Source organism: Streptomyces sp. NPDC048606, assembly GCF_040650855.1.
In the GTDB taxonomy this organism is placed as follows: Bacteria; Actinomycetota; Actinomycetes; order Streptomycetales; family Streptomycetaceae; genus Streptomyces.
Genome location: NZ_JBEZIB010000010.1, coordinates 1 through 13080 on the forward strand (window position 1 = coordinate 1; position 13080 = coordinate 13080).

General features: G+C 73.2%; 14 protein-coding genes. 10 read left to right on the plus strand and 4 right to left on the minus strand.

All coding sequences use genetic code 11. From position 1 onward, the window contains the following. Positions 1–167: 167 nt before the first annotated feature. Positions 168–596: an SRPBCC family protein gene (locus AB0D01_RS12930; RefSeq protein ID WP_363055186.1), complete on the minus strand. Its 429-nt coding sequence runs from the start codon at positions 594–596 to the stop codon at positions 168–170. A 170-nt stretch (positions 597–766) separates the two neighbouring features. Between AB0D01_RS12930 and AB0D01_RS12935 the strand changes: the two genes are divergently transcribed. Together AB0D01_RS12935 and AB0D01_RS12940 are read left to right on the plus strand one after the other, a co-directional pair. Continuing rightward, positions 767–1723: an EamA family transporter gene (locus tag AB0D01_RS12935; RefSeq protein WP_363055187.1), complete on the plus strand. Its 957-nt coding sequence runs from the start codon at positions 767–769 to the stop codon at positions 1721–1723. Positions 1724–1937: 214 nt separating this feature from the next. After that, positions 1938–2978 (plus strand): DMT family transporter, encoded by a 1041-nt coding sequence (locus tag AB0D01_RS12940; protein WP_363055188.1) that lies wholly within the window; start codon positions 1938–1940, stop codon positions 2976–2978. Here AB0D01_RS12940 and AB0D01_RS12945 read toward each other — a convergent pair. Next, positions 2960–3661: a pyridoxamine 5'-phosphate oxidase family protein gene (locus AB0D01_RS12945; RefSeq protein WP_363055189.1), complete on the minus strand. Its 702-nt coding sequence runs from the start codon at positions 3659–3661 to the stop codon at positions 2960–2962. The two genes, AB0D01_RS12940 and AB0D01_RS12945, sit on opposite strands and share 19 nt — an antisense overlap. 37 nt (positions 3662–3698) lie before the next feature. Here AB0D01_RS12945 and AB0D01_RS12950 point away from each other — a divergent pair, with 37 nt between their 5' ends. After that, positions 3699–5030, plus strand: coding sequence for an aminotransferase class I/II-fold pyridoxal phosphate-dependent enzyme (locus tag AB0D01_RS12950; RefSeq protein WP_363055190.1), 1332 nt, complete (start codon positions 3699–3701; stop codon positions 5028–5030). A gap of 49 nt (positions 5031–5079) precedes the next feature. On the opposite strand, the gene AB0D01_RS12955 is transcribed toward AB0D01_RS12950, so the two are convergent. Next, positions 5080–6096, minus strand: coding sequence for a DMT family transporter (locus AB0D01_RS12955; RefSeq protein WP_363055191.1), 1017 nt, complete (start codon positions 6094–6096; stop codon positions 5080–5082). 73 nt (positions 6097–6169) lie between these two features. Between AB0D01_RS12955 and AB0D01_RS12960 the strand changes: the two genes are divergently transcribed. Further along, the gene (locus AB0D01_RS12960) at positions 6170–7069 is read left to right on the plus strand and encodes a LysR family transcriptional regulator (protein WP_363055192.1); all 900 of its coding nucleotides are present in this window, start codon (positions 6170–6172) and stop codon (positions 7067–7069) included. Positions 7070–7157: 88 nt separating this feature from the next. On the opposite strand, the gene AB0D01_RS12965 is transcribed toward AB0D01_RS12960, so the two are convergent. Then, positions 7158–7607 (minus strand): pyridoxamine 5'-phosphate oxidase family protein, encoded by a 450-nt coding sequence (locus AB0D01_RS12965; protein WP_363055193.1) that lies wholly within the window; start codon positions 7605–7607, stop codon positions 7158–7160. Positions 7608–7734: 127 nt separating this feature from the next. Between AB0D01_RS12965 and AB0D01_RS12970 the strand changes: the two genes are divergently transcribed. The 6 genes from AB0D01_RS12970 to AB0D01_RS12995 all read left to right on the plus strand — a co-directional run bounded on the left by AB0D01_RS12970 (position 7735) and on the right by AB0D01_RS12995 (position 13064). After that, positions 7735–8349: a cysteine hydrolase gene (locus AB0D01_RS12970; RefSeq protein ID WP_363055194.1), complete on the plus strand. Its 615-nt coding sequence runs from the start codon at positions 7735–7737 to the stop codon at positions 8347–8349. An 18-nt stretch (positions 8350–8367) separates the two neighbouring features. After that, positions 8368–9207, plus strand: coding sequence for a HipA family kinase (locus AB0D01_RS12975; protein WP_363055195.1), 840 nt, complete (start codon positions 8368–8370; stop codon positions 9205–9207). Next, positions 9204–9587, plus strand: a complete 384-nt coding sequence (locus AB0D01_RS12980; protein ID WP_363055196.1) for a DUF3037 domain-containing protein — start codon at positions 9204–9206, stop codon at positions 9585–9587. The genes AB0D01_RS12975 and AB0D01_RS12980 overlap by 4 nt, the downstream gene beginning before the upstream one ends. 122 nt (positions 9588–9709) lie before the next feature. Then, positions 9710–10471 carry a 3-oxoacyl-ACP reductase FabG gene (fabG, locus tag AB0D01_RS12985; RefSeq protein WP_363055197.1) on the plus strand — a complete coding sequence of 254 codons (762 nt, stop codon included), beginning with the start codon at positions 9710–9712 and terminating at the stop codon, positions 10469–10471. Positions 10472–10530: 59 nt separating this feature from the next. Further along, positions 10531–11328: an SDR family oxidoreductase gene (locus tag AB0D01_RS12990; RefSeq protein WP_363055198.1), complete on the plus strand. Its 798-nt coding sequence runs from the start codon at positions 10531–10533 to the stop codon at positions 11326–11328. 152 nt (positions 11329–11480) lie between these two features. Next, entirely contained in the window at positions 11481–13064 is a 1584-nt protein-coding gene (locus tag AB0D01_RS12995) for an ABC transporter substrate-binding protein (RefSeq protein WP_363055199.1), read from the plus strand. Positions 13065–13080 lie beyond the last annotated feature (16 nt).

A 13080-nucleotide genomic window follows, 5' to 3' on the forward strand; every position in this document is an offset into this window, starting at 1 on the left:
CGCCGGCGCGCTCGGCCGCAAGACCCCGCCCAAACCCGTCGAGCTGGAGGGCGGCTCTCGTGGGGCGCGCCGCCGTTCCCGGGGCCGTCCGTTCCCGGGGCCGTCCGTTGCCGCGTCGTCCGTTGCCGCGTCGTCCGTCCGTCCGGCGTTCGTCGGGGGTGGGCCGCTCAGGCCACCAGCGCGGCCAGCTTGCGCAGCGACTCGTTCAGCGCGGCGGTCGCCGAGTCCTTGAGCTTGCCCGCCATCAGGGACACGGCCGCGCCGCTGAACTCCCCGTCGATGCGGACCGTCGTGGCGTCGCCGTCGGCGGTCAGCGTGTACCGGGTGAGGACCGCCACGCCCATCGGGCCCTTCCCGGTGATCGCGAAGAGGTGCTCGTCCTCCAGCTCCGACACCGTCCAGAGGACCTCCGCGGGGAAGCCCATCATCTTCATGTTCTCCGAGAAGGTGATCCCGACGGCGAGGCTCTGGGGGCCGCCCTTGGGGAAGTCGGTGTGCGTCATGCTCCACTGCCCGTACGCGTCCCAGTCGGTCAGCTGGGCCCAGAGCCTCGCGGCGGGTGCCTCGATGCGTGATTCCGCGGTGACCTCGGCCATGGGTCCACCCCTTCTCGTCGGGTACGTGCGGCGGAACGTAACCCCGGCGACCGGAACATTCAAGACTGACGACCTGTCAGATTCGAGGGTGGCCGGCGAATGGATCTCGGGTGTGTCTCAACAGGTGTCACCCCGATGACGCTCCTGACCCCGCCTGTCATGATGGCCGGATGCAAGCGTCAGGGAAGAACGCCGGGCTGGGCCTCGCCCTCGTCTCGGCGTGTGCGTTCGGTGGTTCCGGAGTCGCGGCGAAGCCGCTGATCGAGGCGGGTCTGGACCCGCTGCACGTGGTGTGGCTGAGGGTGGCCGGGGCGGCCCTGGTGCTCTCCCCGCTGGCCTGGCGCCACCGCGACCTGCTGCTGCGCAAACCCCTGCTGCTCGCCGGCTTCGGCCTCGTCGCCGTCGCGGGCGTCCAGGCCTTCTACTTCGCCTCCCTGTCCCGGATCCCGGTCGGCGTCGCCCTGCTGCTGGAGTACCTCGGTCCCGCCCTGCTGCTCGGCTGGATCCGCTTCGTCCAGCGCAAGCCCGTCACCCGGGCCGCGGCGGCCGGCGCCGCCGTGGCCGTCGTGGGGCTGGCCTGCGTGGTCGAGATCTGGGCGGGGCTCAGCCTCGACCCGCTGGGCGTGCTGCTCGGCCTGTGCGCCGCCTGCTGCCAGGCCTTCTACTTCGTCCTCGCCGACCAGGGCGCGGACGGCGAGGACGCGCCCGACCCGCTGGGCGTGATCGCGTACGGCATGCTCATCGGCGCCGCCGTGATGACCGTGATCGCCCGGCCCTGGGAGATGGACTGGGGCGTGCTGGGCGGCGACGCGGCGCTGGGGAAGCTGGACGTCCCCGCCCTGGCCCTGCTCGGCTGGGTGGTGCTGATCGCGACCGTGTTCGCGTACCTGACCGGCGTCGTCTCGGTGCGCAGGCTGTCCCCGCAGGTGGCGGGCGTGGTGGCCTGCCTGGAGGCCGTCATCGCCACCGTCCTCGCGTGGATCCTGCTGGGCGAACACCTCTCGCTCCCGCAGATCGTGGGCGGCGGGCTGGTGCTCGGCGGTGCCTTCATCGCCCAGTCCGCGCGGGCCGAGCGGACGCCCGCCCCGGCTCCCGCCGAGCCGGACCGGGAGACGAGCGCGGCGTAGGTCGCGACCTTCGGGGGAGGGCGGCCGGAGCGCGCCGGCCGGGTACCGGGTAGGGTGCTGTCCATGCCTTCGACCGTGCTTCCGCCTCCCGCCGCCTAGCGCGGGCGGCCTCCACACACCGAACGACCGACCCGGGGACGCCCCGGGTCCGTCGGCGCTGCCCGCGAAGCGATGACCTTCCTCCTCATCCTTCACGCACGCGCGGAGACATCACGTGTCGAACCATTCGCCCGCCCTCGGGCGCGGCCTGCTCTACCTCGTCGTCGCCGGAGCCGCCTGGGGCACCGCCGGCGCCGCGGCGTCCCTCCTCTTCTCGGCCAGTGACCTGGGCCCGCTCGCCCTCACCTTCTGGCGTTGCGCGGGCGGCCTCGCGGTGCTGCTCGCGGTGCTCGCCGTACGCCGACCCGCGGCCGCCCGGCGGCGCCCCGCGGCCCGGCGCCCCTCGGCGCGCTCGCTGATCTGCACGGGCCTGCTGTTCACCCTGTTCCAGGCCGCCTACTTCGCGGCCGTGCGGGACACCGGCCTGACCGTCGCCACCGTGGTCACCCTCGGAGCGGGGCCCGTGCTGATCGCGCTCGGCGGCCGGCGCTGGATGGGCGAACACCTGGGCGCGGGCGGCGCGGTCGCCGTCGGCGGGGCCCTCGCGGGACTGGGCGTGCTGGTGCTCGGCGGCGGGGACGCCGAGGTGCGGCCGCTCGGGGTCGGCTGGGCGCTGCTGTCGGCCGCCGGGTACGCCGGGATGACCCTGCGGGCCAGGTGGCTCGGGCGGCGCGGCGAGGGCGGTGACCCCCTGGTGACCACCGCGTGGTCGGCGGGGGTGGGCACGGTGTGCCTGCTGCCGCTCGCCTGGTCGGAAGGGCTGCTGCCGCACACGGCCGAACCGGGCCGGGTGCTCGCGCTGCTGGTGTACGTGGCCGTGGTGCCGACGGCCCTGGCGTACGCGCTCTACTTCACGGGAGCCGCTTCCGTACGGGCCGCGACCGTCTCGGTGATCATGCTGATCGAGCCGGTGAGCGCCGCCGCCCTCGCCGTCGGGTTGCTGGGGGAGCGGCTGACCGGCGCGGTGGTGCTGGGCACCGCCCTGCTGCTGTCGTCGGTCGGCGCGTTGATCGTGTCCGAGGCGCGCGGGCCGCTGGAGCGGACGGGCTCCGGCGCCGGGGCGAGCGGCGGTGACGCGGCGGGCCGGTCGGGCCGGCCGCGGGACGGGGGGCTCGGGGGCGGGAGCGCCCCCGAGCCTCAGAGCGCGGCGAGGTAGTCCGGCAGGGCGACGCCGGGGGTCAGGTCGGCGGCCGGGATCGGGGTCCCGTACGCCGGCGCGACCGGGACCACGCCCGACCAGAAGGGCAGTCCCTCGTCCTCGGCGTCGTCGTTCGGACCGCCCGTACGGATCTTCGCGGACACCTCGTTCAGGTCCAGGCGGATCACCGCCGTGGCCGCCAGTTCCCTGGCGTTGGCCGGCCGGGAGTCGGCGGAGCGGCCGGGGACCACGTGGTCGACGAGGGCGTCGAGGGCCATGCGGCACTCGTCCGCGTCGGTGACCTGGTGGGCGACGCCGTGCACGACCACCGAGCGGTAGTTCATCGAGTGGTGGAAGGCCGAGCGCGCCAGCACCAGCCCGTCCACGTGGGTCACGGTCAGGCAGACCGGCAGGCCCGGGTCGGCCTTGCCGGCGGCCAGCAGCGGGCGCGATCCGGTGGAGCCGTGGACGTAGAGGGTCTCGCCGACCCGGCCGAAGAGGGTCGGCAGGACCACGGGGGCACCGTCGCGGACGAAGCCGAGGTGGCAGACGTAGGCCTGGTCGAGTATCGAGTGGACCGTCTCGCGGTCGTAGTGCGCCCGGTTGCGGGAGCGGCTCGGGACGGTGCGGTCGGTGGGCTCGTACGAGGAGGGCGCGGCGGGGGTCCCGGCGGACCCGGTCGGTGCCTGGATGGTGGCCATGATGCGAACTCCATTGCACTAGTGCATAATGTGGTTTGTGCTAGGAGACTATCGGATCAGAGGCAGCCGCGCATCCGACATCGCGGCGAGCATCGAGAACGGCGTCGCCACGGGCGCGCTCCCGCCCGACCGGCTGCTCCCGCCGATGCGCGAGCTGGCCGCCGAGCTGGGCGTCAACCCCAACACGGTCGCCGCGGCCTACCGGACCCTGCGCGAACGCGGCGTCATCCGCACCGACGGGCGGCGCGGCAGCCGCGTGCTCGCGCGCCCCGCCACCACGCCGCGCGACGCGCTGCGCACGGCGGTGCCGGCCGACGTACGCGACCTCACCCGGGGCAATCCCGCCGTGGGGCTGCTGCCCTCCCTGGAGGGGCCGCTGCGCACCGCCGCCCTGCGGTACGCGGCCTCGCCGACCCTCTACGGCGAGGCCCCCGTCGTGGAGGACCTCGAACGGCTCGCCCGGGAACGCTTCGCGCGCGACGGAGTCCGGGCCGCCGACATCGCGGTCACCTCCGGAGCGGCGGACGGCATCGAACGGGTCCTGGCCGCGCACCTGCGGCCCGGTGACGCGGTGGCCGTCGAGGACCCCGGCTGGGGCAGCGTGCTGGACCTGGTGCCCGCACTGGGGCTCACGCCGGTCCCCGTCGCCGTCGACGACGACGGGCCCCGGCCCGAGGCGGTCGCGCGGGCCCTCGCCGCCGGCGCCCGCGCGCTGGTCGTGACGGCCCGCGCGCAGAACCCCACCGGCGCGGCGGTCGGCGCCGAGCGGGCGGCCGAACTGCGGCGACTGCTGGCCGGGCACCCCGGCGTGGTGGTGGTCGACGACGACCACGGGGACGGCATCGTGGACCTGCCGCTGCACCCCGTGGGCGGCACCACCCGCCACTGGGCGCTGATCCGCTCGACGGCCAAGGCGTACGGGCCCGACCTGCGCCTCGCCGTGCTCACGGGGGACGCGGTGACCCTGGACCGGGTGCGCGGCAGGCAGCGCCTGGGGCCGGGCTGGGTCAGCCGGCTGCTCCAGTACGCGGTGGTGGAACTGTGGGGCTCCGGCGCCGTGGACGCGACGGCGGTCGCGCGGGCCTACGGGCTGCGCCGCGACGGCCTGATCGCGGCGCTCGCGGCGCGCGGGGTGGCCGCCCACGGCCGGAGCGGGATGAACGTGTGGATCCCCGTCGCCGACGAGACGGCGGTGGTCACCCGGCTGCTGACGGCGGGCTGGGGGGTCACGGCCGGAGCCCGGTTCCGCGTGGAGTCGGGACCCGGCGTACGGATCACCGTCTCGGACCTGGACCCGCGCGAGGTGGAGACCCTGGCCGACGCCGTGGACCGGGCGGTGCGCCCCGTCGCGGGCGGACGCTTCGACTGACGGACCGGGGAGCGCCCGGCCGGCGCGGGCCGGCCCCGCGCGGGCCCCGTCAGGCGCTCTTGGCGGGCGCCGGGCGGGCCTGGGTGAGGGCCGCGCCCGCCAGGACGATCACCGCGCCGACCGGCGTGTTCCAGTGCAGCTGCTCGCCGAGGACCAGGACGCCCGCGGTGGTGGCGATCACCGGGATGAAGTACGTGACCATCTGCGCGGTCGTCGGCCCGACCTCCGTCACCAGCCCGTACTGCATCTGGAGCGCCATTCCGGTGCCGAGGGCGCCGAGCGCCACCACCGCCAGCGTCGGCCACAGGGGGAAGCCGGCGGGGGCCGAGGTGAACAGGGCGCTGACGACGGCCAACTGGAGGGTCGAGACCATCAGCTGCGCCCCGGTGAGCCCCACCGGCGAGCCGGGGGTGCCGGCCAGGGTGCGCCGGACGTAGATCCAGCCGATGGGGTAGCAGAGCGAGGCCAGCAGGGCGAGCGCGGTGCCCCGGGCGTCGATGCCGGAGAAGCCCTGCCAGGCGCCGAGGACGGTCAGCACGCCCAGGAAGCCGATGCCGAGGCCCGCGAAGCGGCGGCGCGTGGGACGGTCCTCGGAGAGGGCGACCAGCGAGAGCGCCATGCCCCACAGCGGGGAGGTCGCGTTGCAGATCCCGGCCAGGCTCGACGGGATGGACAGCTCGGCGTACGCGAACAGCGAGAACGGCAGGGTGTTCAGCAGCAGCGCCGCGACCGTGAGGTGAGCCCAGGTGCGCGGGCCCCGGGGGAGCGGTTCGCGGCGGACCGCCAACACGGCCAGCAGGGCGAGCGCGCCGAAGAGGACCCGGCCGAGGGCCACCTGGAACGGGGCGAAGGCCTCCGTGCCCACCTTGATCAGCAGGAAGCTGAAGCCCCAGACCACGGAGAGGAAGGCGAAGCGCAGCCGCCAGTCCGGGCGGCGCACGGCGGAGCCGACCGCGGCGGAGCCGGCGGCGGGCGCGCAGGCCCGCCCGGTCGGCGCGGTGGGCGCCGTCGGCGCGGGGGCGGTCGAGGGGGAGACGTGGGGGCGGGAGGGGGCGGGGGCGCTCATGTGCCCACTCTGCTGCGCGGGATCTCGTAGGACAAGCGAGAGTTACTGGCCGCGACGGCGTAGCATCGCTTACATGTTGAACCTGGAGCGCCTGCGCACCCTCGACGCCCTCGCCCGCCACGGCTCGGTCAGCGGAGCCGCGGGCGGACTCCACGTGACCACGTCCGCCGTCTCCCAGCAGATGGCCAAGCTGGAGCGGGAGGTGGGCCAGCCGCTCCTGACGAGGAACGGCCGCGGGGTCCGGCTCACCGACGCGGGCCGGCTGCTGGCCGACCACGCCGCCCGCATCATCTCCCAGGTCGAACTGGCCCAGGCCGATGTCGAAGCTCAACGGGGTTGTGCAGTGGGGGAGTTGAAGATCGGCGCCTTCCCCACCGCCATGCGCGGACTGCTCCCCGGCGCGCTGCGGACGCTGCGCGCCGGACATCCCGAACTGCGGGCCCTGGTGCGGGAGCGGGAGCCCGAGGAGAGCATGGCGGCGGTCGTGCGCGGGGACCTCGACCTGGCCCTGGCCATCGACTGGCACAACAAGCGGATGCCCGTGCCCGCCGAACTGACCCGCGCCCACCTCCTGGACGACGCCGTCGACATCGCCGTCCCGGCCGACCACCCGCTGGCCGACCGGACGCGGATCTCCCTCGCGGAGTTCGCCGAGGACGACTGGATCTCCTGGAACGAGGGCCAGTTCTGCCACGAGTGGCTGGTCTTCACCCTGCGCGGCACCGGCATCGAACCGCGCATCGCGCACATCGCCGAGGAGCACCACACCCAACTCGCCTTCGTGGAGGCCGGGCTGGGCGTGTGCGTGACGCCCCGGCTCGGCCGGGGGCCCGTGCCCGCGGGGGTGCGGCTGCTGCCGGTCTGCGACACCGTACGACGGCACGTCTACGTCGTCTGGCGGGCGGACGCGGGCCGCCGCCCCTCCATCCGGGCGGCCGTCGAGGCCCTGCACGAGGCGGCGGCACGCGTCTGACCGGCCGGCCGCCGGTACGGCCGAGGCGACGGGGTCGGGCGGTCCGCGGCGGGAGGGGGCCGGGCGGTCCGCGGCGGGAGGGGCGCCCTCAGCGGGCCCCGACCCCGGTCCCCCCGAGCTTGCGGAAGTCCCAGGACACGACCGTGTCCGGAGTGAGCCGGATCCAGGCGTGGCGGCCGTCGTGGGGCATCGTCGGGATCCCGAAGTTCTTCACGGGGAACAGCCGTTCCGGCTCCTCCAGCTCCGGGCACGGCTCCCCGGTGCGCGGCGCCTCGCCCACGAAGACGGCGCTGCCGGCCAGCTCCACCCCGCGCAGTTCGTCGTAGGACTCCCCGGCGTCCACCACCACCGAGATCCGCGGGTCCTTGCGCAGGTCGGACCAGCGGCGGCTGCGCGTGATCGAGTAGAGCCACAACGAGGCGCCGTCCCAGACGAACCACAGGGCGCCCACGTGCGGCCGACCGTCCGGGGAGACGGTGGCCACCCGGCAGGTCCGCTCCCCGCGCAGGAAGGCGTCCACCTCCGCGTCGGACATCATGATCCGCCGGCCCCTTCGTTGGGCCGTCCGTGCCGTCTTCGCCTCGTCCATCGGCTCCGCACCCCTTCACAACTGACTGTGTGTCAGGAATCATGCGGGCTCCGCCGTCGCCACACCAGGGGGAGCCATGCAGGAACTCGATCCCGCCACGACCGCGCTGCTCACCGTCGAGTGCCAGAACGGTGTCGTGGGGGAGGAGAGCGCCCTGCCCGCACTGGCCGAGGAGGCCCGCCGCTCCGGGATGCTCGGGCGGGTGGCCGAGCTGGTCGACGCCGCGCGGACCGCCGGCGTACAGGTGGTGCACGCGGTGGCGGAACGCCGCCCCGACGGGCGCGGGGCGAACGCCAACGCGCGCCTCTTCCGGGCCGCCGGGAGGCTCCCCGTCCGCCAGCTGAGCGGGAGCCGGGCCGTCCGGGTGGCCGCCCCGATCACCGTCGCCGACGAGGACCTGGTGGTGCGCAGGCTGCACGGGCTCTCCCCGATGGCCGGCACCGACCTGGACGCCCTGCTGCGCAACCTGGGCGTTCGCGCCCTCGTCGTGACCGGCGTCTCCTCCAACATCGCCATCCCGAACACGGTCTTCGACGCGGTCAACCTCGGCTACGACGTCGTCGTCCCGGCCGACGCCATCGCCGGGGTCCCCGCCTCCTGCACCGCCGAGGTGATCCGCAACTCCCTCGCGCTCGTGGCGACCATCACCACGGCCGGAGCGCTGCTCGACCAGTGGGACTCCGCGCGCTGACCCCCGTAACCTGGGCGGATGCTGTCCGAAGTGATCGCGACCCGTTACGTCACGCCCTTGCGTGAGGGCGGCTCGCTCCCGGGGATCGTCGAGGCCGACGATCTCGGTACCTACGTCATGAAATTCACCGGAGCCGGTCAGGGCCGCAAGACCCTGGTCGCCGAAGTGGTCTGCGGGCGCCTCGCCCAGCGGCTGGGCCTGCGCGTCCCGCGGCTGGTGGCCATGGACCTCGACCCCGTCATCGGGCTCGCCGAGCCCGACCAGGAGGTGCAGGAGCTGCTGAAGGCCAGCGGCGGCCTGAACCTCGGGATGGACTACCTGCCCGGCTCGCTCGGCTTCGACCCGCTCGCCTATGCGGCCGACCCGATCGAGGCGGGGCGCGTGGTCTGGTTCGACGCCCTGATCAACAACGTCGACCGGTCCTGGCGCAACCCGAACATGCTGGTCTGGCACGGGGACCTGTGGCTGATCGACCACGGCGCGACCATGATCTGGCACCACAACTGGCCCACCGCCAAGGCGGCCGCGGCCAAGCCCTACAACGCCTCCGACCACGCGCTGGCCCCCGTCGGCCCCGACATCGCGGCCGCCGCGGCCGAGCTGGCCCCGCTGGTGACGGAGGAGCTGCTGACCGAGGTCACGGCCGACGTGCCCGACGAGTGGCTCGTCGACGAACCGGGCTTCGACACCACCGACGCGGTCCGACGCGCCTACGTCGACGCCCTGCTGCCCCGCGCGGCCACGATCCACGAGAGGATCACGATGGAGGCCGAGGTCCGGCCCCGATCCGGTCCGCCGGGGTGGCTCGCCGAGCGCCTCGCCCCCCAGCCGAACAAGAAGAAGAGCGACAGCGAGTGACCAAGCGGGACGTGTTCGAATACGCGCTGGTGCGCGTGGTGCCCCGGATGGAGCGCGGCGAGTGCTTCAACGCCGGCGTCGTCGTCTACTGCCGGGCGCGCTCCTACGTGGCCGCCCGCACCCATCTCGACGAGGCGAAGCTCCTCGCCCTGGACCCCACGGCCGACGTGGCCGGGGTCCGGGCGGCGCTGCGCGGGGTCGAGGGGCTGTGCGCGGGCGGCGAGCGGGCCGGGCAGGCGGCGGGCGACGAGCCGGGGCGCAGGTTCCGCTGGCTGATCGCCCCGCGCAGCACGGTGGTGCAGCCGGGGCCCGTCCACACGGGCCTGACGGCGGATCCGGAGGCGGAGCTGGAACGCCTCCTGGACCTGTTGGTCCGCTGATCGGCCCGCCCGTACCGGGTCCCGTTGACACGGGGTGCCACGGCTCCTAGCGTCTCCTCAGCTGAAGCTACTAAGCGGTTGCTCACCTCGGGCGGCCGTTATCGAGGGCGAGGAGATCCAGCATGTCCACCACCGAGCAGCGCGTCGCGATCGTGACCGGGGCGGCCCGTGGCATCGGCGCGGCCACGGCCGTCCGTCTGGCGGCCGAGGGCCGCGCCGTCGCCGTACTCGACCTCGACGAGGCGGCCTGCAAGGACACCGTGGAGGCGATCACGGCGGCCGGCGGCCGGGCCCTGGCCGTCGGCTGCGACGTCTCCGACGCCGCGCAGGTGGAGGCGGCCGTCGAGCGCGTCGCGAGCACGCTCGGCGCCCCGACCATCCTGGTCAACAACGCGGGCGTGCTCCGCGACAACCTCCTCTTCAAGATGAGCGACACCGACTGGGACACGGTCATGAACGTCCACCTGCGCGGTGCGTTCCTGATGGCGCGGGCCTGTCAGAAGTACATGGTGGAGGCCAAGTTCGGCCGCGTCGTGAACCTCTCCAGCAGCTCGGCGCTCGGCAACCGCGGCCAGGCCAACTACGCCGCCGCCAAGGCCGGTCTCCAGGGCTTCACCAAGACCCTCGCCATCGAGCTCGGCAAGTTCGGCGTCACCGCCAACGCCGTCGCCCCCGGCTTCATCGTCACCGAGATGACCGCGCAGACGGCCGCCCGCGTGGGCATGGGCTTCGAGGAGTTCCAGGCCGCCGCCGCCACCCAGATCCCCGTCCAGCGCGTGGGCCGTCCCGAGGACATCGCCAACGCCATCGCCTTCTTCACGGGCGACGCGGCCGGCTTCGTCTCCGGCCAGGTCATGTACGTGGCCGGCGGCCCGCTCAACTGACGACCGCCGACGGCGCGGGTCCACGAGTCCACGAGTCCACGAGAGGCAGGACGCAGGAAATGACGGACAACGGCACGGGCGGCGACAGGGCCGCCGGCACCGACGGCGGCGTCGACAGCGGGCGGGTCGCGCTCGTCACCGGCGCGAGCCGGGGCATCGGCTACGGAGTGGCCGAGGCGCTCGTCGCGCGGGGCGACCGGGTCTGCATCACCGGGCGCAACGAGGAGGCGCTCAAGGAGGCCGTGGAGCGGCTCGGCGCGGACCGGGTGATCGGGGTGGCGGGCAAGGCGCACGACGAGGCCCACCAGGCCGTCGCCGTGGAACGCACCATGGAGGCGTTCGGCCGGGTCGACTTCCTGGTGAACAACGCGGGCACCAATCCGGTCTTCGGGCCGATCGCCGACCTCGACCTCGGGGTCGCGCGCAAGGTGTTCGAGACGAACGTGATCTCCGCGCTCGGCTTCGCGCAGCGGACCTGGCACGCCTGGCAGAAGGAGAACGGCGGGGCGATCGTGAACATCGCCTCCATCGCCGGCATCTCCGCCTCGCCCTTCATCGGCGCGTACGGGATGAGCAAGGCGGCCATGGTCAACCTGACCCTCCAGCTCGCCCACGAGATGGCGCCGGGCGTGCGGGTGAACGCGATCGCCCCCGCCGTGGTGAAGACCCGCTTCGCCCAGGCGCTCTACGAGGGCCGGGAGCAGGAGGCCGCGGCCGCCTACCCGCTGGGCCGGCTCGGTGTCCCCGAGGACATCGGCGGAGCCGCCGCATTCCTGACATCTGCACAAGCGGAATGGATCACGGGACAAACTCTGGTGGTCGATGGAGGAATGTTCCTCAATGCCGGAGTGCACTGACCGATAAACGGACGCATTTGCCTCCTTGGGGGAGGCAAATGCGTACCTAATGTGCACGTAATCGGTCAAGTGCCTCACGAAACCTGCCCATTGGATTTGTGATGCACTGCGGTAGGGTCTGCCGCACCCCTGGCTGATCGAGGAGCGTGCACGTGTTCAACCGGACCAGATGCCTGCAGATCGCTGCGGCCGTTGCGTCCATATCCCTGCTCTCCGGATGCGGTCTGTTCTCGGACGACAGCGGCGACAAAGCGAAGCGGATCGTCGTCGGCACCACCAGTGCCCCGAGCACCCTCGATCCGGCGGCGGCCTGGGACGGCTCCTGGGAGCTGTACCGCAACGTCTACCAGACCCTGCTGGCCTTCCCGACGGGCAGCACCAAGCCGCAGCCCGACGCGGCGCAGAACTGCGAGTTCACCGACGCGGCCAACGAGTCCTACCGGTGCACCCTGCGCAAGGGCCTGAAGTTCTCCAACGGCGAGCCGCTCGACTCCAAGGCGGTCAAGCACTCCCTCGACCGGATCAAGACGATCAACCACAAGTTCGGTCCCGCCGGGCTCTTCGGAACCCTGGAGAAGATCGAGACCCCGGACGCGCTCACGGTCGTCTTCCACCTGAACACCCCCGACGCGACGTTCCCGTACGTGCTGGGCTCGCCGGCCGCCTCCCTGGTCCCGCCGAAGGAGTACCCCGCCGGCAAGATCCGCGACGACGGCGCGGTCACCGGCTCGGGGCCCTACGTCCTCACCTCGTACAAGAAGGACGGCGAGGCCGTCCTCGGCCGCAACGAGACCTACGTCGGATTCGCCAACCGCCGCAACGACGGCGTCACGATCCGCTACTTCTCCGACTCCAAGAAGATGGTCGCGGCCCTCAAGGGCAAGGAGATCGACGCCACCTACCGCGGCCTCTCCGCCGCCGAGATCAAGGACCTCCAGACCGCCGCCTCGCACGCCCAGGGCGTACAGGTCGTGGAGAACGTCGGGGCCGAGATCCGCTACCTGGTCTTCAACCCGAACGACCCGCAGGTCGCCAAGCCCGCGGTGCGCCAGGCCATCGCCCAGGTCATCGATCGGGGCGCCATCGTCTCCAAGGTCTACCAGGGCACCGCCGAGCCGCTCTACTCGATGGTCCCCAAGGGCGTCGTGGGCCACAAGACGCCGTTCTTCGACCTCTACGGCAACGCCAACGTCGAGAAGGCCAAGAAGATCCTCAACGGCGCCGGCATCACCACCCCGGTGGAACTGACCTTCTGGTACACCACCGACCGCTACGGCGCGTCCACCGCCGACGAGTTCACCGAGATCAAGCGCCAGCTCGACGAGACCAACCTCTTCAAGGTCAACCTGCGCGGCCAGCCCTGGGTCGCCTTCCAGGAGGGCTACAAGAGCGGCCAGTACCCGGTCTTCGGCCGCGGTTGGTTCCCCGACTTCCCGGACCCGGACAACTTCATCGCGCCGTTCGTCGGCAAGCAGAACGCGGTCGGCACCCCCTACGAGCCGCCGCAGATCATGAACGAACTGCTGCCCAAGTCCCGCCGCGAGGGCGACCGGTCGGCCGGCGTCAAGGAGTTCGAGACGGCCCAGCAGATCTTCGCCCAGGACGTCCGCCTGCTGCCCCTGTGGCAGGGCAAGCTCTACGTCGGCGCGCGCGAGGACATCGCCGGCGCCGAGCGGGCCCTCGACCCGCAGACCGCCATGCAGATGTGGGAGCTGTACCGCAAGACCAGCTGGTGACGGCTCCGGCCGGCGC

What these genes read in the sequence shown, in the direction of transcription:
- AB0D01_RS12930 (WP_363055186.1), bottom strand. Translation starts at nt 596, where the DNA reads ATGGCCGAGGTCACCGCGGAATCACGCATCGAGGCACCCGCCGCGAGG.
- AB0D01_RS12935 (WP_363055187.1), top strand. Translation starts at nt 767, where the DNA reads ATGCAAGCGTCAGGGAAGAACGCCGGGCTGGGCCTCGCCCTCGTCTCG.
- AB0D01_RS12945 (WP_363055189.1), bottom strand. Translation starts at nt 3,661, where the DNA reads ATGGCCACCATCCAGGCACCGACCGGGTCCGCCGGGACCCCCGCCGCG.
- AB0D01_RS12955 (WP_363055191.1), bottom strand. Translation starts at nt 6,096, where the DNA reads ATGAGCGCCCCCGCCCCCTCCCGCCCCCACGTCTCCCCCTCGACCGCC.
- AB0D01_RS12960 (WP_363055192.1), top strand. Translation starts at nt 6,170, where the DNA reads ATGTTGAACCTGGAGCGCCTGCGCACCCTCGACGCCCTCGCCCGCCAC.
- AB0D01_RS12965 (WP_363055193.1), bottom strand. Translation starts at nt 7,607, where the DNA reads ATGATGTCCGACGCGGAGGTGGACGCCTTCCTGCGCGGGGAGCGGACC.
- AB0D01_RS12970 (WP_363055194.1), top strand. Translation starts at nt 7,735, where the DNA reads ATGCAGGAACTCGATCCCGCCACGACCGCGCTGCTCACCGTCGAGTGC.
- AB0D01_RS12975 (WP_363055195.1), top strand. Translation starts at nt 8,368, where the DNA reads ATGCTGTCCGAAGTGATCGCGACCCGTTACGTCACGCCCTTGCGTGAG.
- fabG (WP_363055197.1), top strand. Translation starts at nt 9,710, where the DNA reads ATGTCCACCACCGAGCAGCGCGTCGCGATCGTGACCGGGGCGGCCCGT.
- AB0D01_RS12990 (WP_363055198.1), top strand. Translation starts at nt 10,531, where the DNA reads ATGACGGACAACGGCACGGGCGGCGACAGGGCCGCCGGCACCGACGGC.